Genomic DNA, 24095 nt, shown 5'->3' with positions numbered 1-24095 from the left:
TTTCAGATGATTATCCTGCCATGAGGCTGTTGAAACATCAACAGCCTTTTTTGAGGTACATCATACAATTAAAGAGCTTGACGCCTGCCTCCATCGGCTCATGAATGAATTAGCTAAACGGTCTCATTTTCTTCCGGTATCATACTATTAAGCATTTCGAAAATTTCTTTACTTTCAAATGCAGTAACCAGCTTTCTTAACCAATAGTAATATTGTTTGGAATCTTCTATTTGCTTTAAATCTATTAGCGCCTTTTGGGATATTCCTACAGGTACATTAGGATTATCTATTAATAGCTTTAATTTTTGTTCCGCTATTTCTATAGCTTCTAAATTAACTGAAATCTCCCGTTTCCATTTATTGCAAAAGAATGAGAAAAAGGATTTTGAAAAATCTTTTTCTGCTTCATATAAGTCTTTACGAACACCTTTTTTCCAAACTTTATGAACCATATCAATTTGTTGTAACGATCGGATTGAAGTACTCATGCTTGGTTTACTCATGCCCAGCTCTTTGCTCATTTGATCGAGTGTCAGTGGTTCATCCATAAAATATAAGACACCATAAAGCCGTCCAACAGAAGGAGTAACCCCATATAAATCCATAGTATCTGCAATAGCATTTATAACTAGTTCTTCCGCTTCCTTTAGTAAATCCATATAATTTTGTGTTAAGTCGTCCATGCATTCATCTCCTTCCGCATTAAATTTATTCAATTTTAACTTAATAAATTTAATGTTATCAAATAGAAATGAAATGTCAAATAGTTATGGAAGTCTTTAAGAGATAAAGAGAAAAAACCCAATACATCCTAGATAAAGAAACTACTCGGAATTTAATGAAGTTTTCAGAAGATTTGAAATGGGATAAAAAATCAGATGCAATATGATTCTTTATTTGTCGAATGGAGCAGCGTATCCCAAGTATTTCCCCATTCCTCCTTGCTGTGACTACTATTCTAAAGGTTTCCCATTCAAGCTGAAAAGATGCTATGTATAAGAAAGGATGCAAGCAAAAGGAATAAGAAAAAGGCAAATAACAGTACACTGTTATTTGCCTTTTTCTGTTAGCTTGCTTGTTTCTTTCCTGTATTAGCCGCATTCAAGTTGCTGTTTCTGCGTCCGTATACGAAGTAAATAACAAGACCGATAAGCAACCAAATACCAAAGCTAATCCAAGTCGTTGCAGGAAGCTGTAACACTAAATATCCACAGAAGAGAACCGCTAAAATTGGAACCAATGGAACAAGTGGAACCATGAAGCTGCGTTTTAAGTCTGGCTGTGTTTTGCGTAATACTAAAATACCGATCGAAACCATAATAAATGCGAACAATGTTCCGATGTTTGTTAACTCCGCTAATTTGTTAAGCGGAAGTACTCCCGCAAAGAATGCTACGAATACACCGATTAACCAAGAGTTTACCAATGGAGTTTGTGTTTTTGCATTTACTTTAGAGAATACTTTTGGAAGCAATCCGTCACGGCTAATCGCATAGAATAAACGAGTTTGTCCATAAAGCATAACAAGTAATACTGTTGTAATACCTGTGATTGCCCCTAAAGAAATAAAGCCTGCTACCCAATCTTGGCCAATGTAATTTAATGCGAAAGCTACTGGATTTTTCACGCCAAGCTGAGCGTAAGGGACAATCCCTGTTAAAATTGCGGAAACAATGATATATAATACGGTACAAACTGCAAGGGAGGCAATAATCCCAATTGGCATGTTGCGTTTTGGATTTTTAACCTCTTCTGCAGCTGTTGAAACTGCATCAAAACCGATATAAGCAAAGAATACTGTTGCCGCACCTGTTGCTACACCAGAGAAGCCAAATGGCATAAACGGTGTCCAGTTTTCTGGTTTTACATACCATACACCTACGCCGATAAATAAAAGAACAACCGCTACTTTAATGATTACCATGATTGTGTTGAAACGTGCTGATTTTTTCACGCCTTGTGTTAATAGGAATGTCATAACAAGAACGATTAAAATAGCGGGTAAATCAATAAAAGTACCCTTTTCCGGGTCATACGCACTCGTTAATGCTGTCGGGAAATGGATACCAAAGCCTGCAAGCAATCCTTGGAAATAACCGGACCAGCCAGCTGCAACCGCTGAGGATGCAACACCGTATTCCAAAATTAAATCCCATCCCAAAATCCAAGCGATGAGTTCGCCGAACGTTGCATAGCTATACGTATAAGCGCTTCCAGATACTGGGACAGAAGAAGCGAATTCTGCATAGCAAAGAGCTGCAAATACACAAGCAAGACCTGAAAGAATAAATGAGAGTACAAGTGCTGGTCCAGCGTGTTCAGCTGCTGCTACCCCTGTTAATACGAAAATACCCGTACCAATGATAGCACCAATTCCGAGCATCGTTAAATCAAATGCTCCTAATGCTTTTTTTAGGCCCGCGCCTTTATTGTCAGATTCTGCAATAAGAGCCTCGATTGACTTCTTTTGAAAAAGACCCATGTTAATCACCTTCCAATTCTTTTGAAAAGATAAAAATTATGTCGAAATATTGTGTTCGCAGAAGTGATTGTACAATGGAACCGAATGTTTGTAAAGTTGAAATATTAAAAAAATTATAGAAAGATATGACATATTCTTTAAATTTGTATATAAAGTAACAGAAAAATCCAAAAGTGTAATTATTTAAAAATTAGAAATAGTCTTTAAAATATTTATTTTTTCAAAAGGATAAATATATATGCTGTAGTGAAAAGGGAGGGGGATAAAATTATTAAAATAGTTTTTCTTAGCGTGAGGTATAGGGGATGAAAATTTTATTTTGTTATTTTAAAAAATGAAAGTATAAACTGAGTGATGTGTTTATATTTTATGTGGAGAGAAACAGGACGAAATGGATTACAGCTTTGGTCCATTTCGCCTGCTTCTTTATTCGGAGCGGCTGAGTCCAGCTTGAAATGCTGCAAGATGATTAAGAGCAGCATTTCGGATACTTGTCATCGCTCTTTGTACATCTGCAGGGATTCCTGGAGTTTCAAGAAATTTATTATACATTGAAATGTGTTCTGTTTCCCTCTCTATACCCGTCCTAAAGGCTGCTTTTAAGGATGCTGGTGCTTCTGTAAAGTGTGCGGCTTGATTTTTAGGAACAGGTATCTTGTACGTCTTAAACAACGGCAGTAAAGTTTCGATATGTGTTTGTTCCGCCTCTTTAATGCGTACAAATGGTTTGACGGATCCAAATTTGCGAATCACTGCATCACATCTTGCTCGCGCTGCATATTCATCCTGAAGTGCGTATGTTAATGCTTTTTCTAATGTAATAGAAGAGTCTTGCAGTGCTCCTTTTGCCCCGAATCTTTCCAGCGTGTTGGTTTGAGCGGAAACGCCGTAAGAGACTGAAAGGAATAAAATAGAAGCGATCATGCAGCGGATATACTTGAAAACTGAAGTTGTCATAAGCAGGAAGCCTCCTTTCGTGCTTTAATTATGAATAGCTTATACAGTATTTGTAACAATATGCAGCTAGCACGAATGAAGAGCAAAAGATAGTTTTCATTTTTTCAATTCTATGGTATTGTAAGAAAATAACGAAAAGGAATGAGAATATTGACACAATTCGAAAATGTAACCGTTGTAAAGAAAGCCAATGTATATTTTGACGGAAAGGTAACGAGCAGAACAGTAGTGTTTCCTGATGGTACAAAAAAGACATTGGGCATCATGCTTCCAGGTGAATACGAGTTCTCCACTTCTGTAAAGGAAGAGATGGAATTTGTAGGAGGAACTTTAGAATATAAATTACAGGGCCAAGATTGGCAAAAGATCGAAGAGAATGGCGTATTTTATGTCCCTGCAAACGAGACATTTCTATTAAAGGTTCACACTGTTGCAGATTATTGCTGTTCGTATATTAATGAATAATCACCCATTATTTAGGTGAGAAATAGGAGAGAAGGGGAGACCTTCTTTCCTTATTTATGGCATAATTACTTTATTTTCCTAATTTAGCTGGCAGCGGATTGTTTCTTTCCTTTAAAATATCTTGAATAATTTCAATGTGAACAGCAGCCCAGGCTTTCTCATGAAAGTGAAGAATCACACTAATAGTTAGGAGAAGGATATAAATAAAAGCGAAGCCAATGGCGATTAAGCCTCCGTATTTAAAAAGAAACTTTTGCAGCTGGTTCGAGAATACTAATAAAATCAATGGACCCGATGATACCAAGATAGGGATAATTCCTGAACCATTCTTTTCCTTAATCATACGATAATAAATCTTTTTTAACATATGGTCATCGATGGTGCTATAAAACTTTTGGATTTCATCAATTTCTGCAAGTTCCTGAATAGTCACAAATTGTTGGTCTTTGTTCAATGTTGTTTTAAGCTTCAGATAAAATCTATGAGCATCTCCGCGTGTTGCAAACATATTCAATCCTCCATTATTAAGCAATACTCAATAGAAGATTTTGCATGTGTACCTTTTTTTATACGCGGCTGCAGGGCTTGGAGCCTTTCCTTATAAAGCTTTTCTACTAAATGTCAGGATGTTTTCAAGGATAAACATCCCCGTTCTCTCAACCCCTCGTTTGTTAAGCTCTCGAAATAAGTTTTTATAGTCACTGGCGGATAGCTCGCCACAGGTATAGCTTTTTTGGAGATAGGTTAATAATTCAATTGTATGTAATGGTACGCGTTTGTTCATGAGTATAAATTGATGTATAAAGTCTTGTAGTAACACTATCATTCAACCTCCATATAGCATGTTTAATATGTAAAAATCATATCATGGAACCGATTGCAGAATGATTATTTTGAAAATTCAAACTTGCGACATTTATCAACAATATCCTATTTTTTTAAGGAAAGTTTGCCCAGCAAAGAAAAATAATCTTCGAGAACAGGATATTTCTTTTTGATAATTATTTAACCTGGTGTATAATACGTTGTTGATATAAAAAGGGGGAAGGGCAAATGAAAAATAGAACGTCCGTTATGATTAGCATTGTGCTTGCGATGCTGGTTGCATCTATGGATGCAACCATTATGAACACAACTATGCCAATTATCGCAAAGGAATTAGGACGATTCGATCTATATGCTTGGTCATTTGCATCATATATGATTTTTTGCACTGTTCTTTCGCCGGTTGCGGGGAGAATTTCTGATTTATTCGGCAGAAAGCATGTATTTGCAGCTGGAATTATTTTATTTTTGATTGGTTCACTTCTGTGCGGGTTAGCGCAAGGTATGGTACAACTGATTATCTTCCGTGCTGTTCAGGGGATCGGTGCAGGTATCATGATGCCGTTTCCTGCAATTATTGCGGGGGATTTATTTCCGATTGAGAAGCGTGGGAAGATTCAGGCCTTTTTTACGGCTATGTGGGGGCTTTCAGCGATATTAGCTCCAATGCTCGGTGCATTTTTTGTTGAGTATATGACATGGAGATGGATTTTCTTTGTTAATTTGCCAATCTGCATTTTATCAGTTGTCATGCTGCTGCCATATAAAGAGGTGTATACACCGAAAAAAGCAAATGTGGACTATATGGGCGCTATTTTATTTGCGATTGGCGTCAGTCTTGTGCTCCTCGTGACGGTGCTAGAGAGCAATCAAGCTGTGTATGGTATTCTTGGGGCTGTCGTTCTCGGTATCTTTTATTTCTATGAGAAGAAGCAAACTTCTCCAATTGTTCCGCTGTCGATGATTCGCCACAAAACGATTAAGTGGATGAACATCAATGGATTTATTGGGTGTGCAGCATTATTTGGCACAGCTAGTTATATCCCATTGTTTCTGCAGAAGACGGCGCATCAATCGATCTTTATGAGCGGTGTAGCGCTGCTGGGTATGTCACTTGGATGGATGGCGGCCGCTGTGCCGGCAGGAAAATGGATTCTCAAATATGGATATCGTGTGCTGCTGATTATCGGGAATGCCCTGCTCGTTGTGTCGGGTGTTATGCTGGCTCTGCTGCAAGAAGGTAATGGCTTTTGGTATGTATTTACCACTATGCTTATCCAGGGAATCGCGTTTGGCCTAGTTTCAACCGTTAGTGTAATTGGTGCGCAGCAATTCGTAGCACCGCATGAAAAAGGAATTTCTACATCCTTCCTTATGTTCTCGCGCAACATTGGTACTGCAATTGGTGTAACGATTATGGGTGCTTTTTTAACAAAGGCGTCCATCTTTATAGAAGGAATTCACCATTTATTCTTGTTTGGATTTGTTGGAAGCTTGCTTGCGCTTTTAACAGCATTTTTCATTCATGATAAATCGTATGAAGAAGAGAATACAGGCGCACAAGTTATGTAATAGATAGAAACATGCTTTCTTTGAATCTATTGCTGCAAGATGAACGCAGTAGAAGACATCGGCTTATATCATAACTGAAAATAATGAATACATCCGCCTAATAAGGCGGATTTTTATCATTTGAATTTGGAAATACTAATAAAGGCAAAATGGATAGTTGTTATACTGTTTAGAGGATTTCATATTGGAACGAACAGGCTTGTATATCGTATTGATGCTTACTTTGATACTCTTGATCGGTGCTTGGCGTTTTGGAGATTGGAGAATATATTATCCTACTATCCTTTTCGCGATAGGTGTAGATTTTTTTATTAGCATTATCCTTTATAACCATTTGTATTCCCTTTATGCTTGTAAAGGATTTTAATTTTTTTGTATATATCAGTCTTAAGTCCTAGGGTGAATCGACCAAATGTCTCATGCTGCCAGCTTGGATAGAATTTACAATAAAGTTATAGGTAGACAAAAGAAAAGGAGGCATTGGTGGATTATTTATTTAGGCAAAATGGATCCTTTACATGGAGGTGCTTTTTACCGAAAGGGATACAGAGGGGCATCCTATTTTAAACATAGGGGGAAGGGCAATGAAATCATGGATTCAGTTTTCTTTACGTAACGCAGGGGCTATTTTTATGACAATGCTGTTATTGATCGCGGGGGGATTGTACTCTGTTAAAACAATGAAAATGGAGGAAATGCCCAATGTAGATATTCCGTATATTGTTGTACAGGTACCGTACATAGGAGCTACGCCTGATCAAGGCTTAGAGGATGTCGGGAAACCGATGGAAGAAATGCTTTCTAATGTTCAAAAACTTGATAATCTATATATTGAGTCACATAGTAACATGGTTGTTGCCGTGATGGAATTTGATATGAGCGCTAAAATGGATGAGGCGGAGAAGGACGTTATCAGCGCAATGGCAGCTCTAAAGCTTCCAGATGGAGCTGATAAGCCGGTGATTATGAAGGATGGTCCTTCGCAAGCACCAGTGTTTACATTCTCTCTTTCTGCTAAAGAGGCAAGTTCGGCTGATCTCACACAGTACATAAACGATAAGGTAAAGCCAGTTATTGCTACTGTAGATGGAGTCAGTAAAATTGAGGTAACAGGAGATACAGAGAAGCAGCTGTTTATTCAGCTTAATCCAGATAAAATCAAGCAATATCGATTAACCTACGAGCAGATCAAGCAAGTATTACAGGCACATAACTTCTCCGTGCCGCTGGGACAGATGAATCTAGACGGCAAAACGATGAATGTGCAAGCGGACCATAAGCTAAAGTCAATTGATGAAGTGAAAGATATTAAAATTTCCATTCCAAGCGGGAATGGTATTATTGCAATTAAACTGTCCGACATTGCGACTGTTGAACAAGGAACTAAGACAGAGCAGGTGTATACGCGTGTCAATGAAAAGCCGGGTGTGCTCGTATCAGTGAAGGCGCAGCCGGGATCAAATGCGGTAGAGATTGTGAAGGAAATCAACACACGCTTAGACGACCTGCAGCTTCCGTCCGGCTTGGAACTTCAGAAGCTCCAAGACAGCTCTAAGCAGGTCGAGAAATCTGTTAACAGCATGATGCGTGAGGTATTGCTCGGAACGTTATTTGCCGTGCTTGTCACGTTTATTTTCTTGCGTAATATCCGAGCAACAGTTGTCGCCATTCTCTCTATCCCGCTTTCAATTTTGGCATCGATGATTACGATGAAATACTTGGATTATAGCTTGAATATGATGACACTCGCAGCTATTGCTGTTGCGGTTGGTCGTGTTATTGATGATTCGATTGTTGTTATTGAAAACATTTACCGCCGCACGCTAACAACGAAGCATCGCAATGAAGGGATGGTATTGGAGGCTGCGAAGGAGGTAGCTGGAGCGGTGACATCCTCTACGATCACAACGATGGCTGTATTTGGACCGCTTTCATTCGTACCAGGTATTATTGGGAGATTTTTCGCTCCGTTTGGAATTACAGTAATTGTCGCTCTTGCATTTTCACTCATCGTATCAATTACAGTTGTACCGCTATTAGCTAAGCTCTTTTTATTGGGTGTTAAGCATAAGAAGCCAAAGGAAACAATCTGGCAACGATTATATAAGCGTACGCTCGCTTGGACGCTGCGTAGACGCACGGTTACATTGCTGCTGGCATTTATCGTATTTGCAGGGTCACTTGGTCTGATAGGTCTTATTCCGAAGAACTTCTTGCCCGAGGAAAAAACAATTTCTTATAATCTAACAGCAGATTTACCGGCAGGAACGTCGCTTGATAAAGCGAATGATGCTGCACGAAAGCTTGAAGAGATTGTGAAGAAGGAAACAAAAATTCAAAACTATGAAACTATTGTCCGTGGAGAGTCTGTCAGAATTTCAATTCAATTACAAGATGATACAACAAAGGAACAATCTAAAATGTTTGAAAAAGATGTACGTGAGCAAATCAAGGATTTTGGAGAAGGAATTCAAACAGCGTTAGCTCCAGTCGGTGTAACCGGAGGCGGTTCCTTCATGCTCATCGTAGAAGGCAGTACAGCAAAGGATTTAGAGACAGCAGGAAATATGATTACTGATAAGCTAAAGGACATTGATGGGTTGTCCAATGTAAAAACGAACTTATCTGCGACAAAGCCGCAGCTGAATTTAGAGGTGAAGGCAGAAGAAGCAGCGAAAAACGGTTTGAATCCGATGATGATCGCGGGTTTTGTTAGAAGTCTTGTGGCTGGAGATACGATTACAAATGTACAAATAGATGGAAAAACAATTGCTGTCAATATGGCGCTGCAAAATGCAAATGCGTCTTCTATTGATGCAATTTTAAATCAAAGCATATCAACACCGCTCGGACAACAGGTCAAACTATCTGATGTTGCAACACTATCCGAAAACCAAGGTCCATCCGCTTTATACCGTCTGAACCAACAAGAGTATGTAGAAGTAACAGCCCGTTTTACAACGGATAATGTCTCTGGTGTGCAGGCGCAGGTAGATCAAAGGCTAAAAGATTTAGAGCTTCCTGAGGGTGTGAAGTATCGCTCCGAGGGGCAAGCGAAGGCAATGGCTGAAGGCTTCCAGAACATGACAATTGCAATGGGTGTCGCAATTGCGCTTGTATTCATGGTGATGCTCGTAACATTTGGCAATGCGATAGTGCCATTTTCCATTCTGTTCTCCTTACCTTTCTTATTTACAGGAGGGCTGCTTGGCTTGTACGTCACAAAGCAGGCGCTCGGCATGCCAGCTCTTGTTGGATTCTTAATGCTAATCGGAATTGTAGTCACAAACGCAATTGTCTTAATGGATCGTGCGATGCATAACGAAAAAACAGGGATGTCGATAACAGAAGCATTGCTTGAAGCAGGTGCCACAAGACTTCGGCCAATCTTGATGACCGCTCTTGCTACAATTGGCGCATTAATTCCGCTGGCATTGTCCACGGAAGGCGGATTGATCTCACGCTCTCTTGCTGTTGTTGTGATCTCGGGATTATTAACATCAACGTTGCTTACGCTTGTTATTGTACCGACTGCATATCATGCAATGAGCTCCATGAAACGTAAATTTTCTAAGAAGACGGCGATTGCAGCACAGGAAGAGACAGCGTAATGAACAAAAAAGGAACGGGTCAACCTGTTCCTTTTTTGTTGTAAGATTTAGTGTAGAGAAGTGGCTGCAATAACTGGATAGAGTTTCCCATTTAAAGCAAAGGAAATCTTTCGTGTTTCCTCAGAAACAACGAGAGCTAAAGCATCACTTTGTTCAGTTACCCCTAGAGCAGCGCGATGGCGTGTTCCTAGTTTTTGATTTAGCATGACCTTTTTCGTTAAAGGAAGGACATTCCCTGCCGAAACGATTTCATTTCCTCGAATTAAAACAGCGCCATCATGAAGCGGATTTCCGGGATAAAAGATGGATTCCAATAGAGTCGAAGTTACAGTTGCCCCTAGCATTGTACCTTTTTGAATGATTTCATCAAGCGAGTCCTGACGTTCGACAACAATTAAAGCGCCATGACGCTGCTCTGATAGATGTTGAACGCAAATCGATAAGTCCTTATACGTGTCGGTGAAGGCAGATAAGTAACAGTTTAGATAGAAGGATGCAGCCATGGATTCAATATGTATAAAGCGTTCCTTAATCTTCTCCAGGCTGCCTAACGCACAATAGGTTTCATTTCCTAGCATGTTTAAGTTGTACTGCAGATCATAAATCAGCTGTTGTATATTTTCAGCTACCTTCTGTTTCATTGGGGAAAAGTCACAATCTGTAGGACTCGTGCTCATCTTTATAAGCCTCCTCTTATTATGTATGATGGTGCACGGCTGCCAGCTTTAGCATTATTGAACATGAAATTCTTCAAGTAATATTTCCTCTGTTTGCGGCATCGAAGTGCCTAAATGCCAGCACCCGATTCCGCCTAAGCCATATTCCTTGACAAGGCGGAACTTAGCAAGAAGACTCCGGGGATCTTCAAACCACACCTCGTGTAAAATCCCATTCTTATCTACATATCGAAACCAAGGAGAGGCTGCCATTTCGTCGTAATAAATTTGGCTTCCATGGCTTATGTACTCATCAATTGCACGTTGCGTAGAATAAGCGATTCCTGTTCTTTTTTTCGCTGGGATGGTCCAATCATAGGCATACTGAGGTACGCCAAGCATGAGCTTAGACTTAGATACAGCAGATACTGCATAATGTAAAACAGGACGTATTTCGTTTATAGGTGCAATGGGACCGGATGGACCGCCTGGCCAATGCCAGTTATAGGTCATTAAAAACATTTTATCAAGGTACCTGCCGAGTGTGCGATAATCATAGCCTCCATAATATGTTGGTGTGTTTTCTCCTGTCATAGGAGGCATAGCCATCAATACCTCCATTTTTGAAGGGTGAAGCCTTGCGGTCAATTGTCTAATAAATTGATTCAGATTCTCTCGATCCCCAGGTCTTACCATTTCAAAATCAATGACAACCCCTTTATAATCATGGCTGTCCAACAAAGAATAGATATGCTCAATAAATGTTTTGCGCAATGCAGCAGCACTTAGTAAACGATGAATGAGGTCAGGGTCGTACCCTTTGCTGCTTATATTTGTCAATACAGCATAAGGAGACAAATTCTTTTTCCAAGCAATCGTCTGAGCTCCGTTCTCGGTTACTTCAATAAGCTGCCCTTTTTCGTTTGGGCGGTAATCAAATACAAATACACTAGAGAGTATCTGCTTATAGTATTCAAGCGTCAAATTATTTGTATTCTTATCCTTTGGGACAAAGTAGGCTCCCGTCCAAATATTCATTTTGGGAGAGGGGGGAATATCCAATTTTTGTCCTGGGATAATAAGTGCGCTTCGTATGCGATTATAGCCCATTAATAATTCTTCACTAATTGCATGACGATGCGCAATGGATGCTATGCTGTCGCCGGGCTGAACGATATAGGACGAACCAGGAAGTAATATAGCCTGCCCGATAACAAGAGGAGCATCTTCTTTTAGTCCGTTCAACTTTGCGATAGATTCCGTTGTAGCATTGTATTGTTCTGCGATTTTGTTTAAAGTATCCCCTAATCTCGTTTCGTGAATGACTTGAGCATACGCGAGAGATGGTATCACGGAAACAAAATATAATGCCATTACAACACAAGAGAGTGTTTTTAGCATAGCTGTTCTCCTTTATATATGTGCTAGCAAGTAGTATCAGCAAGTTGTTGAATTAATATAAATTAGTAATTTTAACCAGATGTTCATTATTTCTTACTTTGTATCCTTAATTTTGGCATAATCATGTAAAAGCGTATTATATCAAACCTCGTATACATGCAGGGACATAATTTGACCATGGATTGCTTGTTATGTTCTCTTATAATATAATCACCCTTGGGAATATCAAGAAAAACAGTTATTTTTCTACATGACTTTCATATTTTTGTTTTTGGATTCATGAATTTTTATAAATCTGCTCTCTAATAAGAAAACTCGCTTGAAACAAAGTTTCTCAAATCTTATTTATTACAGGCATGAGAAAGTTTCATAGAATTATCTTTGAGTTTTTGAGTCATGTTAAATGGAACGGAGGTCATATGAAATTTAAAACAAAGCTGTATGTTGGATTAGGTTCTATATTTGCTTTAATTACAATCCTCTTAGGAATTTTATTGAGCATGCTCAATCAATTAACTGTAAATATGAATGTTGTAGTTAATGAATTATCTGATAGAGTGAAGCTGACTTCAGCTATCCAATATGAAACGAATAATATGGATAAAGAATTAAGGGAGATTGCGTCTCATCCTCCCGAGCAGCTCCTTCCGAAAGTTATAAATGATTGGGAACGGTCTCGCTTGAATATTAAAAAGTCCATTAGTTCTCTTCAGGAAATAGACAAACGTGAGAAGTCCCAGGAATTAATTGCGAAGTTTAACACTTTGTATGAAGCATATGAAGGCATTGGCCAGCAAGTTATTACATTGCAAAAGCTCGATCCAAATGCTAATTTTGATGCACTGTTATGGGGGGAATTTAAACTGACTCAGCAACGCATGCTGCAAATTACAGATTTGCTGCATACCTTGCAGGAGCAGGAAATGAAAAATGAGCTGTATCGAACCCGTCAAACATATAATTTAGCTGTCCAGATGATTTATGCTTATACCATAGTAGGATTTTTGGTAGGATTAGGAATTGCCATTTGGTTAATACGGGGCATGACAAGGAATCTGAATCGGGTGACGTCAGTGATGACAAGTGTTTCTAAATATCGCGGGATTCAGTTTCCGCGTATTGAGGTTACCTCTAAGGATGAAATTGGAGCGATTGCCGAAGCTTTTAACGGAATGGCTCGATCTTTAGAAGAGTACATGAAGCAGGAAAAAGAATTAAAGAAAAAGGCAGAGGAACATAGCTGGTTAAAGTCAAAAGTTGCAGAAATCACTTCTATATATCCTACAGTGGAGGATTTCCAAACATTGGCGCAGTTGTTTATTACAAAGATTACGCCAATGGTGGGGGCTCAATATGGTACCTTCTACATTAAGGAAGGAAGCGGAGAGCAGCAGTATCTGAAAAGGATGGCTTCGTACGCTTTTGTTCCTGATACGGTTGAATTTGAGGACTTCCGTGTTGGAGAAGGACTTATTGGTCAATGCGCGATGGAGAAAAAGCCTATTTTGATTACGGAAGTTCCAGATGATTATATGAAAATTACCTCTGGCACCGGAAAGGCAGCGCCGAAGAATATTCTGATCCTTCCTGCAGAGTTTGAAGAGGAGGTACTAGCCGTCATTGAGCTGGCTTCATTTGAGCCATTTAGTCCCCTTCAACAGTTATTTCTCCATGAGATAATGAGTCATATTGGAATTACCATTAATAGTATCGGGAATCGTATGCAGGTAAGAAATTTATTACATGAGTCACAGGTTTTAACTGAAGAAATGCAGAGTCAATCTGAGGAGCTGCAGCTGCAGCAGGAGGAACTCAGAACAATGAATGAGCAGCTTGAAGAGCAGTATAAAAACTCAGAACAGAGGAAAGAGGAGCTTGAAAAAATTAGCAGAATGCTTGAGGAAAAGGCTCAGCAGCTTGTGCTTAGCTCCCAATATAAATCTGAATTTCTTGCAAACATGTCTCATGAGCTTCGGACACCGCTTAATAGCTTGCTGATTCTCGCTCAAATGCTCATGGAGAAGGATAGAGAAAACCTTACGCCAAAGCAATTAGAGTATATTCATACGATTTATTCATCCGGTAATGATTTGCTTCATCTCATCAACGAGATTTTAGATTTAGCGAAGGTGGAAGCAGGAAAAATAGAAGTAATCCCGACTGATGTAAAGCTTCAAGATGTCAAATTTTTTGCTGAAAGACAATTTTCACCACTGGCCCGTCAAAAAGGAATTCAATTTTCGGTTCAACTAGGCAACGATGTACCAGAAATGTTTTATACTGATGAGCATCGCCTCAATCAAATTCTGAAAAATCTATTATCGAATGCCTTTAAGTTTACAGAAAAGGGAAATGTATCCCTGATTATACAAAAGGCTGTTAAAAAAGATTTAGATGATAGATTTTCTAAGGAACAAAAGGAATCGGCATTAGCTTTTTCCGTAATTGATACTGGGATTGGCATTCCAAAAGAAAAACAAATGCTTATTTTTGATGCCTTTAAACAAGCCGATGGGACAACCAGCCGCAAGTACGGCGGCACGGGCTTAGGGCTATCGATTAGTCGAGAAATTGCTCAATTGCTGGGCGGATTTATTGAAATGAATAGTGAAGAGGGAGTAGGAAGCTCCTTTACTCTATATCTTTCAAACTATGAATTGAATTATCATGCAGAATCCCACTCTGCAAAAATGGAAGCCGCAGCAGATCAGATGGAACAGGAGACTCCTTTAGAGGAAGCAGTTGAAATGAATGCTTATTCCTATGAAACAAATGAATCCAACACAAGTGAAAACTCCTTGATGAAAGGAAAGAAAGTCCTGATTGTCGATGATGATATGCGTAATATATTTGCCTTAACAGCAGCGCTTGAGGGATATGAAATGGAAGTTCTATTTGCAGAAAATGGTGAGGAAGGAATTGAGGTTTTACAGGAAAATCGTGATATAGACTTGCTTATGATAGATATTATGATGCCGAAAATGGACGGATTTGAGGCAATGCGCCTAATTCGAGGAATGAGCGAATTTGCAGAGCTGCCGATTATCGCATTGACGGCTAAGGCAATGAAGCATGACAGAGAACAATGTATTGAAGCAGGAGCCTCAGACTATATTAGTAAACCAATTAACTTAGATCAGCTATTCTCGTTAATGCAGGTATGGCTATACAGATAGGTGGGAACGGCTATTACGGATCAATTCACGAAAATAAAGGAAAATAATCATAACGAGCTGGAGAAAATCGAGATTGAATTATTGTTAGAGGGCATTTACCGTTATTATGGTTTCGATTTCAGAAATTATGCTTTCCCATTCATTCGAAGGAGAGTCCTGCATTGCATGGGGGCAGAAAAATTAACAAGTATATCAGCATTACAGGAAAAGGTTTTTCGCGATTCTACGGTAATGAAAAAATTGTTTACGGAGTTCTCTGTTAATGTGACAGAGATGTTCCGTAATCCTTCCTTTTTTCTGGCGCTTCGTACAAAGGTATTCCCGTTGTTGAGAGAAATTGCTAACATCCGTATTTGGCATGTCGGCTGCGCTTCAGGAGAGGAAGTGTATTCTATGGCTATTCTTTTACATGAAGAAGGGCTGTATGAGAAAACAACCATTTATGCAACGGATATTAATGCAGCTGTTTTGAAAAAAGCTAAGCAAGGTGCCTTCCCTTTGGAAAGAATGCAAACTTATACAAAAAATTATTTTCAATCCGGAGGGAAAAGGGCTTTTTCGGAGTATTATACCGTGCAGCAGGAACAAGTAATTTTTCAGCCATTTCTTAGAGAAAATATTGTGTTTGCTCAGCATAATGTAGTGACGGATCATTCATTTAATGAATTTCACATTATTATTTGTCGGAATGTTATGATTTATTTTAATAAAACTTTGCAAAATGATGTACATCGATTACTATACGACAGTCTAAGCGTATCAGGTTTCCTTGGGCTGGGTGAAAGAGAGGAAGTTCGATTTACGAGCCATGCAGACTACTATAACGAATTTGACTCCAAAGAAAAACTATATCGTAAAATCAAATAATGTAATACCTTCGGAAAAGGTTAATATCCTGATGGTTGATGATCGGCCAGAAAACTTGTTGGCTTTAGAGGCTGTGCTTACGTCTCCTAATTATCATTTGGTCAGTGCAAGTTCTGGAGAAGAAGCATTAAAGTGTTTGTTAAAGAAGGATTTTGCGGTTATTTTACTGGATGTACAAATGCCAGGATTGAATGGCTTTGAAACTGCAAAGCTAATCAAGAAAAGAGAAAAGTCAAAGAATATCCCGATTATTTTCATTACGGCTATCAGCCAGGATATGGAGCATGTTCTTCAAGGCTATTCGGTTGGGGCCATTGATTATATTTTTAAACCGTTTTATCCTGAAACACTTCAAAGAAAAATAGAACAATTTGTAAAAATCCATCAAAATCATGAACAAATTAGGATACAGAGTGAAGCAAAACGTTCAGTGGAACTTGAGGAAGTGCATAATAAGCTGGATATAACCACTCTTGATTTACGCAAGACAGAAGCGCTCGCAAGGGTAATTGGCGAAACGCTGAGGGATACTATCGTTACCTTCGATGGGAGCGGCTACATTCTATCTGTCAACCCTGCGATAACAGGGATGTTTGGATACCAAGCAGAAGAGTTGTTGGGACAACATATTACGAACCTTTTTCTTTCTATGAAGCAAGATGGGGAAGAAAGCATTCCTTTTACCGTCACTTCCTTTGTCAAGCGAGCTACTAAGAAGGTAATAGAATGTATTGCTTTACGTAAAGATGGAAGTCAGTTCTTTGCTGATATTCAAATTGGGGAAGCGATAATCGAAGATGATTGCATCTTTGTATGCTCCATTCATGATATTACAGAACGGAAACAAATGGAGGAAGTGAGGAACCAACAATTTAATTACTTAGAAAAGTTAGTGGAGGAAAGAACGTTAGACCTTTTACTAGCTAATGAGAAGCTGCAGAAGGAAATTGAGGAGAGAAAAAAGATAGCAGACGATCTTTATCTATCCCAAGATCGCTTTCGGAAGATTTTTGAATCTAGTCCCTGCTTAATAGCGATTCGTTCCTTGCAGGATGGAAGGTATATAGACGTGAATACAAGCTGGTTACATTATACCGGTTATTGTTATGATGAGGTGAAACAGCAAACCTCTGACTTGTTGAATTTTGTTCAGAGTTGTGATGGTAATGATACTGTTTTTGACATTCTTGAATTTAGGTCACCGATTCGAAATATGAAAATCAGCTATCAAACTAAGAGTCGGGAAGTACGGAGAGGCTTATTATCAACAGAACTGATAGAAATTCAGGATGAGACATGTATCCTGATTGTTCTAATAGACATTACAGAAAGGGATCTTCTGGAGAAAGAAATGTCCCGATTAGATAGATTAAATTTAATTGGGGAGATGGCTGCTGGAATTGCCCATGAAATCCGAAACCCTATGACTACTGTCCGAGGCTTTTTACAGATAGGGAGAACCGACAGTAAACAGCTCTCTCTCGAGCATATCGATTTAATGCTAGAGGAGCTCGACAGGGCCAATGGCATTATTAAAGAGTTTTTAAATCTCGCAAAAAACAAAACGAACTATAAAACGAAACAATCCCTCAACTCGATTATTGAAGCCTTATTTCCGCTTATACAGGCAGAGGCTATGCTTGCGGGCAAACGAGTTCTGTTAGAATTAGATGAATGTACTGAACTGTACTTAGATGAAAAAGAGATTCGCCAGCTTGTGTTAAATCTTTCCTTAAATGGGTTAGAGGCTATGGCCTTCGGAGGACAACTTACCATTAAAACCTATTCTGAAGGGCAAGAGGTTGTGATGGAGATAAGAGATCAAGGTACTGGAATTACACCGGAATTGCTTGATAAAATTGGAACCCCATTCTTTACTACGAAGGATAATGGAACAGGACTAGGCCTAGCAGTATGCTACAGCATAGCTGAACGTCATCATGCCGTAATTAAAGTACAAACAAATGATCAGGGAACAAGCTTTTCTATTCATTTTAAATCCTGATTTATTTGGGGAATTATATTGGAAAGGGAATCGATAGTGAGAAAGAGATGGAGGAACATTTTATTAATTTGCACCGTCCTTTGTGTTGCTTTCATAGGCTATACGGTCACGTTTTCTAAAAAGAATAAGCCTGCGATCGTTGTTGTTTTGAAGGAATCAGACATACAGTATTGGAAAATTGTTAAGGCAGGAGCAGAAAAAGCGTTTAATGATTTTGGTATAGAGGGTAAGGTTGTAGCGCCTGAGTCCTCATATCCGCCTGAAAATCAGATTCGTATTTTGAAAAGCGTACTGAAGGAAAAGCCGAAAGCATTAATCGTTGCCCCGACGCAGTCCTCTATAACCATACCTGTATTAAAGGAATATAAGAAGGAGAATATTCCTGTGTTATTAGTAGATACGGGAGAAAACTGGGCTGATCAAACGGCTTTTATCGGTACAGATAATCCTACATTAGGAAGAAAAGCAGGAGAACTATTAGCTTCCATGCTGCAGCCCGGGGATAAAGTGGCCCTTATTAGCGGAGGAGCTTCGGTTTTTGTCGAGAGAAGCGAGGGAGCGAAAGAAACTTTAGGAGCTGCAGGCATCGAAGTTGTTGCAGAACAGTGGGGATATGACGAAGCTGGAAATTTAAAACCAGTAATGGAGAACTTATTACAAGTACATCCCGAGATTAAAGGTGTATTTGCCACTGACGATATAATGGCTCTGCATGCATTAAAGGTAATAGAAAAAAAAGGTTTGACCATACCTGTCATTGGGGCCGATGGTATTATAAAAATCATAAAGTATATTGAAGAAGGAACCTTAACAAGCACAGTAGCGCAAAATCCTTATGATATGGGCTATATAAGCGTAGAAAATGCAGTTAAAGCCATTAAGGGTGAAAAAGTACAAAAACGAATTGATAGTGGTGTTGATATTATAACGAAGGATAATGCAAAAGAGAAACTAAGCTTTCTAGAAGAGGTCTTGAAGAAAAGATAGGGCTTGCGAAATGTTTACAATCCTGAGAAAAAAAGCTACAGGGCAGATGCTCCGTAGCTTTTTTTCCAGTAGAGGACAAAACTAAGACTTTTTGTCTGTCAAATGTCCTACAGGGATCAGAAAGCGTTATCGGATACCCTTCATAAAATGTTGAAGTTTTGCTGACATTAAAAACAATAGAATCGATAGGAGAATCGATACCGCGCCGATCACACCAAAGTAGACCATTTCAGTTTCAGGTGTGTAAAATTTAACAATTTGCGCATTGAGTGCTTGAGCAGCAGCGTTTGATAAGAACCATAAACTCATGGTTTGTGCTGAGAAAGCAGCAGGCGCCAATTTTGTTGTAGCGGATAATCCTACAGGCGATAAACATAATTCACCAATTACGACAATGAAGTAACTAAGAACAAGCCATAGCGGGTTTACTAATGAATCAGTACCGCCAAAGTAAGCCGGCAGAAGAATAACTAAGAATGACAAACCGGCAAATAATAAACCTAATGAGAATTTTTGTGGAATTGTTGGTTGTCGATCTCCCAGCTTTACCCATACCCAAGCAAGTATAGGTGCCATAATGATAATAAATAATGGGTTTAAAGATTGAAACCAAGCAGGTGAAATGTTAATTCCAGCAAAATCTAATTGTGTACGTTTATCGGCATAGCTTGCAAGGATAGTTGATCCCTGCTCTTGTATAGCCCAGAACATAACCGATGCGATAAACAGCGGAATATAGGCGATGATACGTGAACGCTCGTCGCTTGTTGTTTTAGGACTGCGGTACATGGTAACGAAATAGATAATTGGAATTACAATTCCTAATATTCCCACAAGTGCAATAAAGGTTTCAACGGTTAAAATGCCTGTTGGAATGGCAATACTAATTAAAACGGCAATAATAACGGCAGCTAGTCCAAGAAGAGTGAAGACCTTTTTCTTTTCTGCTTGTGATAACGGATTTGCTACGAATGTACCTGCAAGGCCAAGGTTTGTTTTTTTAGTAAAAATAAAGACTATTAATCCTAGAAACATACCGACAGCGGCAATTCCGAAACCTAAGTGGAAATTATATTTCATTCCAGCGGTTCCTACGATGAGAGGGGCAAGAAATCCTCCAAGGTTAATCCCCATATAAAAAATGCTAAATCCAGCATCCCGACGATTATCCTTTATGCTATAGATTTCTCCTACAATGCTAGAAACATTAGGCTTTAGTAATCCAGTACCAATGATAATTAGAACCATTGAAATAAAGAACATTGCCAGGCTTCCAGGGATAGCTAAAGCAATATGACCGCACATAATCAATATTCCCCCGTAAAACACGGCCCTTGATGTTCCGAAAATCCTGTCGGCAAGCCAGCCTCCAATAATTCCTGACATGTATACTAATGATCCATATATGGACATAATAGAAAGGGCGGTCTGCTGGTCAAGTCCCAATCCCCCTTTTGAAACCTCATAGTACATGTAGTAAACAAGGATTGCCCTCATTCCATAATAGGAAAAACGCTCCCAAAATTCTGTGAAGAAGAGGGTGAATAGTCCTTTAGGGTGCCCGAAAAAACCCTGTTGAGGAATGCTTTCCATAATTTTACGCTTATTTAAGTCTGACATCATGCAACCTCCTTTGCATTATTTTATAATAATACTATTGGTAGTTTCAATTAGTCAAAAGTTACATCTAGTATTCACAAAAAATCCTTAAATTTAAGCTCTGATAATTGATTTTATTGGATTATTCTGTTTTTTGGAAATTTTGCAGAAACATGTTTTTAAACAAATTATTTAATGATTATGAAAAATTAAAGATTTTTCAGAATATCAAATTAAGAAAGTTGCCATAATAATAGTTTTCTATTGTAAAATTGCCGGGTGTAAAAATAAGAGTTTTCAGCCAAAATCTAAGAATAAAGTGTTCAGCTGAGGAAGCCTTGCCAGTCATAAAATGCAGCAAGGATGAACTTGAGTGGATTGGTTCAACTGCAGAACGAAGAGCTGAAATAGACGGAGTCACAGGCACTTTTTTAAATACATTGTCAATTTGCTGCAAGAGGGTGAGCAAAGTTGTTACCGGCGGCATAATATAAAGTACCGATAAACAGGGAGATGATGTAAGATAGATACTTGGATGATTTACACGCTGTGGGCTGTATTGGGTTTCATGTTGCTTGATTTTCTTGTTGGCTTTGTTAAATCGTTGGTTACCGGGTCTTTCTCTCCAAAAATGGTATTAGATTATTTGAAAGATGTTCTATACTATGTATTTCCGCTGTTATTTGTCATGAACATGATGTCAATTGATCCTACAGGCTGGATACTCTTAATTTTTTACTATATCGGTAGCTTGGCCGTTATTTGGAATTACTTGATAGCAATCAAAAATAAATGGAGAGCGTAGGCTCTCGCATTGTTGAAAAAGTCGATTGTCAACTGACAAGCGACTTTTTTATCATTTTTCGAAAGAAGATCACCGCTTCAAGCGCGTTCCGGGTAAGGTCCAACGGTAAGTAGAAGATAAATACCTGAAAAATGGTTAGTTTAAAAACACTTCAGTTCTAAAAAAAGAAACAACGAATAAAATCTGTGGAAAGATTATTTTTATGGGGTGTTTTCAGGAGAAAAGTTTATTGATATTGTTTGATTTAATGAATTAGAAAATAGGATGAAAATGTGTATGCTTTTGAGGGATACCCGGACTTTAGACGTAATGGATATTACTCTGTACATGGAAAGAAAAAGCCTTTTGATACTATAGAGAAGGCTTTTTTGGCTTATGGGGAACTTAATAGCGGCACTCACATACTTTACAGAATTGTTATTACCTAAAGTTCGGCTTTGGATACAAGGTACCCCCTGGGGCTGTCTTTTTGCAGAATAGTAAAAATCTGTAGAGGGAGTGAGGTCATGAGGAACTATCGGTGGATCAAGTGGCGTAAATTCCTTCTTTGGTTGGCAGTCCTCGTCTTCATCGTCATGGTGTTATGGATAGGAGGACCGACAGCCTGGGGAATCGCATTGAGTATTGTCAATATTTTGCTGCAGCTGCTCTTCGCTGTCATTTTTATAATCATCCAGTTTGTTGCTCTTTTCTGGTTCCTAGCCCGTGGACGCACATATTGGATTTTGCCCGGCGAAACCGGTGCCACCTGGGATGATTACCGAGGTAACCCTGAGATTGTTGAAAATGCTAAGCGGATTGTCATTCTGCTTAAAGGAGTCAAAGAGTTCAAAGAGATGGGAGGCGAGGCAATACGGGGATTGTTACTTTGCGGGCCCCCCGGTACCGGCAAGTCCTACTTGGCCCAGGTAATAGCCAACGAAGCACAGGTACCATTTGCTTATGCCTCTGCCCCAAGTTTTCAAAATATGTTTTTCGGTGTCGGCAATCTGAAGGTAATGTCTCTATACAAGAAGGCCCGGAAGCTAGCAAAGATATATGGTGCCTGTATTATCTTTATTGACGAGATCGACGCAATTGGGATGAATCGGCAGGCAGGGGGCGGAATGGGAGGGATGTTCGGCATGGGCGGTGCTGGTCTGCTCAATGAGCTGCTTTTGCAGATGGATCCACCTAACATTGACAGCTCATGGTTTGCCAAGATGCTGCGCTCACTTGGACTACGGCGCAAAAAGGCAGAGCGTCCAGCGGTACTGACGATTGGAGCGACTAATCTGCCCGACGTACTTGACCCTGCGCTGCTTCGGCCCGGCCGTTTCGATCGGAAGCTCTGGGTCGATTCTCCCGACTATGACGGTCGAGTGGATGTCTTCCATTACTACCTCCAGAAGGTGAAGAGAGACCCTAGCCTGACTCCAGAGCGTGCAGCACTTGATACAGTTGGCTACAGCCCTGCGCAAATTAAACATATTGTGAACGAGTCAGTTGTAATTGCTCATCAGCGGGGAGCTCAGCTTTCCAATTACGAGGATTTCCGGGCTGCTATGGAGACCTATGAGTGGGGGCTCAAACAACCGCTTCGCTCCATGAGTGAGGATGAAAAGCGGAACGTTGCTTATCATGAGGCTGGTCATGCGGTGGCTCAATATTTGCTGAAGCCGCATGAACGGGTTTGGAAGGTTACAATCATCCGCAGGGGCAGTGCGCTTGGTCTTGCTGCCACCAAACCGATACATGAAAGGTATAACCGAAGCGATAGTGAGATTCTGGCGGAGATCCAAGTTTGTTTAGCAGCCCGCGCGGTGGAAGAGGAATTTCTAGGGAAAAAATTAAATGGAGTGACTTCTGATTTGAGGCAGGCTACTGAGTTAGCTGGTGCTTACCTTGGTGCGGTCGGTATGGGAGATGAACTGTTTAGTTGGCTTGCTTTAGAATCTCGACCCGATGGACTTAAGGCGCTCCGGCCAAAAATCAATGAACTATTAAATGACCAGATGATTAAAGTAAAGGAGCTGGTGCGGGAACAAGCTGAATTTGTTCATGCTATAGCGGATGAGCTGCTGAAGCGGGGGGATTTAACAGGGGAGGAGATTGAGCAAATCTATAAGAGGCTGTATAGATAAAATTGATTTGATTCCTTTAAGGTAAGTTAGAAAGCTGCATTCAGTTTACCGCTATCAAAAATATCGGCATAATATTGCTGATGTCATTTCGACAAGAGAAGTGTATAAGTTAAAATTAGTTGAATAGTTTTAAAAAGGAGTTAACTGAAAAGGACGCCGAAAGTGCCTTTTTGAGAGTTAACTCTTTTTATTTTTTGAATTTAAAGGCGGATGAAGAGGGAAAGCTATATTCTACATAACATGAAAGGAGGGGGATGCATGGATCAGGAAGGTAAGTATACGATTGTTGGTACAGATATAGAAGAAGTACGCCGGCTCAATGCCCAGTCGGGTCTTAGCTATAGGCAGGTGAAGGAACTTTTAGCTAAAAGCGGCGGACGTGGAACAGCTGTTTACAGCAATACAAATATAGAAGAAGTTAGGAAGCGGCTGGAATCGAAGAGCAGGCATTAGGGAATCAGCCGGAAAGCATATTCACAGAATAAACGATGTATCTTGAATGAGCGGACTCTAAGGGGTTGTTGAGCAAAACTAGAGAGTTTTGGACAGCTTATTTTACAACAA

17 protein-coding genes are annotated in these 24095 nt (G+C 39.5%); 9 read left to right on the top strand and 8 right to left on the bottom strand.

Annotation, left to right across the window (positions count from 1 at the left end):
- Nucleotides 1-113: 113 nt before the first annotated feature.
- The 3 genes from cudC to AC6HZ4_RS17125 all read right to left on the bottom strand — a co-directional run bounded on the left by cudC (nucleotide 114) and on the right by AC6HZ4_RS17125 (nucleotide 3439).
- The gene (cudC, locus tag AC6HZ4_RS17135) at nucleotides 114-683 is read right to left on the bottom strand and encodes a choline uptake/conversion transcriptional regulator CudC (protein ID WP_497490864.1); all 570 of its coding nucleotides are present in this window, start codon (nucleotides 681-683) and stop codon (nucleotides 114-116) included.
- A 383-nt stretch (nucleotides 684-1066) separates the two neighbouring features.
- Entirely contained in the window at nucleotides 1067-2482 is a 1416-nt protein-coding gene (bcaP, locus tag AC6HZ4_RS17130; protein ID WP_497490863.1) for a branched-chain amino acid transporter BcaP, read from the bottom strand.
- Between the two features lie 426 nt (nucleotides 2483-2908).
- Nucleotides 2909-3439, bottom strand: coding sequence for a ferritin-like domain-containing protein (locus AC6HZ4_RS17125; protein WP_497490862.1), 531 nt, complete (start codon nucleotides 3437-3439; stop codon nucleotides 2909-2911).
- Between the two features lie 150 nt (nucleotides 3440-3589).
- Between AC6HZ4_RS17125 and ppnP the strand changes: the two genes are divergently transcribed.
- Nucleotides 3590-3904, top strand: a complete 315-nt coding sequence (gene ppnP, locus AC6HZ4_RS17120; RefSeq protein WP_497490860.1) for a pyrimidine/purine nucleoside phosphorylase — start codon at nucleotides 3590-3592, stop codon at nucleotides 3902-3904.
- Nucleotides 3905-3974: 70 nt separating this feature from the next.
- Here the strand turns inward: ppnP and AC6HZ4_RS17115 are convergent, their stop codons facing one another.
- On the bottom strand, nucleotides 3975-4412 hold the full coding sequence (locus AC6HZ4_RS17115; RefSeq protein WP_497490859.1) for a hypothetical protein: 438 nt from the start codon (nucleotides 4410-4412) through the stop codon (nucleotides 3975-3977).
- Nucleotides 4413-4502: 90 nt separating this feature from the next.
- Nucleotides 4503-4730, bottom strand: a complete 228-nt coding sequence (yppF, locus tag AC6HZ4_RS17110) for a YppF family protein (RefSeq protein WP_497490858.1) — start codon at nucleotides 4728-4730, stop codon at nucleotides 4503-4505.
- Nucleotides 4731-4957: 227 nt separating this feature from the next.
- On the opposite strand from yppF, the gene AC6HZ4_RS17105 reads away from it, so the two are divergent.
- A complete protein-coding gene (locus AC6HZ4_RS17105; protein ID WP_497490857.1) occupies nucleotides 4958-6301 on the top strand; it encodes an MDR family MFS transporter in 1344 nt (447 codons plus the stop codon).
- Between the two features lie 584 nt (nucleotides 6302-6885).
- Nucleotides 6886-9912: an efflux RND transporter permease subunit gene (locus tag AC6HZ4_RS17100; protein WP_497490855.1), complete on the top strand. Its 3027-nt coding sequence runs from the start codon at nucleotides 6886-6888 to the stop codon at nucleotides 9910-9912.
- 47 nt (nucleotides 9913-9959) lie between these two features.
- On the opposite strand, the gene cdaS is transcribed toward AC6HZ4_RS17100, so the two are convergent.
- Nucleotides 9960-10589 carry a sporulation-specific diadenylate cyclase CdaS gene (gene cdaS / locus AC6HZ4_RS17095; RefSeq protein ID WP_497490854.1) on the bottom strand — a complete coding sequence of 210 codons (630 nt, stop codon included), beginning with the start codon at nucleotides 10587-10589 and terminating at the stop codon, nucleotides 9960-9962.
- A 54-nt stretch (nucleotides 10590-10643) separates the two neighbouring features.
- Nucleotides 10644-11969 carry a glycoside hydrolase family 18 protein gene (locus AC6HZ4_RS17090; RefSeq protein ID WP_497490853.1) on the bottom strand — a complete coding sequence of 442 codons (1326 nt, stop codon included), beginning with the start codon at nucleotides 11967-11969 and terminating at the stop codon, nucleotides 10644-10646.
- Between the two features lie 419 nt (nucleotides 11970-12388).
- Here AC6HZ4_RS17090 and AC6HZ4_RS17085 point away from each other — a divergent pair, with 419 nt between their 5' ends.
- From AC6HZ4_RS17085 to AC6HZ4_RS17070, 4 genes are read left to right on the top strand one after another with little or no spacing between them, the layout of a single operon-like run.
- Complete coding sequence (locus AC6HZ4_RS17085; RefSeq protein ID WP_497490852.1) at nucleotides 12389-15145, top strand: response regulator; 2757 nt, start codon at nucleotides 12389-12391, stop codon at nucleotides 15143-15145.
- A gap of 57 nt (nucleotides 15146-15202) precedes the next feature.
- A complete protein-coding gene (locus tag AC6HZ4_RS17080) occupies nucleotides 15203-16012 on the top strand; it encodes a CheR family methyltransferase (protein WP_497495751.1) in 810 nt (269 codons plus the stop codon).
- A 31-nt stretch (nucleotides 16013-16043) separates the two neighbouring features.
- Nucleotides 16044-18017, top strand: coding sequence for a PAS domain S-box protein (locus AC6HZ4_RS17075; RefSeq protein WP_497490851.1), 1974 nt, complete (start codon nucleotides 16044-16046; stop codon nucleotides 18015-18017).
- Nucleotides 18018-18053: 36 nt separating this feature from the next.
- Entirely contained in the window at nucleotides 18054-19004 is a 951-nt protein-coding gene (locus AC6HZ4_RS17070) for a sugar ABC transporter substrate-binding protein (protein WP_497490850.1), read from the top strand.
- A 126-nt stretch (nucleotides 19005-19130) separates the two neighbouring features.
- Here AC6HZ4_RS17070 and AC6HZ4_RS17065 read toward each other — a convergent pair whose 3' ends face one another.
- Entirely contained in the window at nucleotides 19131-20624 is a 1494-nt protein-coding gene (locus tag AC6HZ4_RS17065; RefSeq protein ID WP_497495750.1) for a peptide MFS transporter, read from the bottom strand.
- 1290 nt (nucleotides 20625-21914) lie between these two features.
- On the opposite strand from AC6HZ4_RS17065, the gene AC6HZ4_RS17060 reads away from it, so the two are divergent.
- Nucleotides 21915-23531: an AAA family ATPase gene (locus AC6HZ4_RS17060; protein WP_497490849.1), complete on the top strand. Its 1617-nt coding sequence runs from the start codon at nucleotides 21915-21917 to the stop codon at nucleotides 23529-23531.
- Between the two features lie 258 nt (nucleotides 23532-23789).
- A complete protein-coding gene (locus AC6HZ4_RS17055) occupies nucleotides 23790-23984 on the top strand; it encodes a gamma-type small acid-soluble spore protein (RefSeq protein ID WP_497490848.1) in 195 nt (64 codons plus the stop codon).
- Nucleotides 23985-24095: the final 111 nt, after the last annotated feature.

Source organism: Ectobacillus sp. OTK, assembly GCF_059698935.1.
This window is presented reverse-complemented; position numbering and strand designations above follow the sequence as displayed.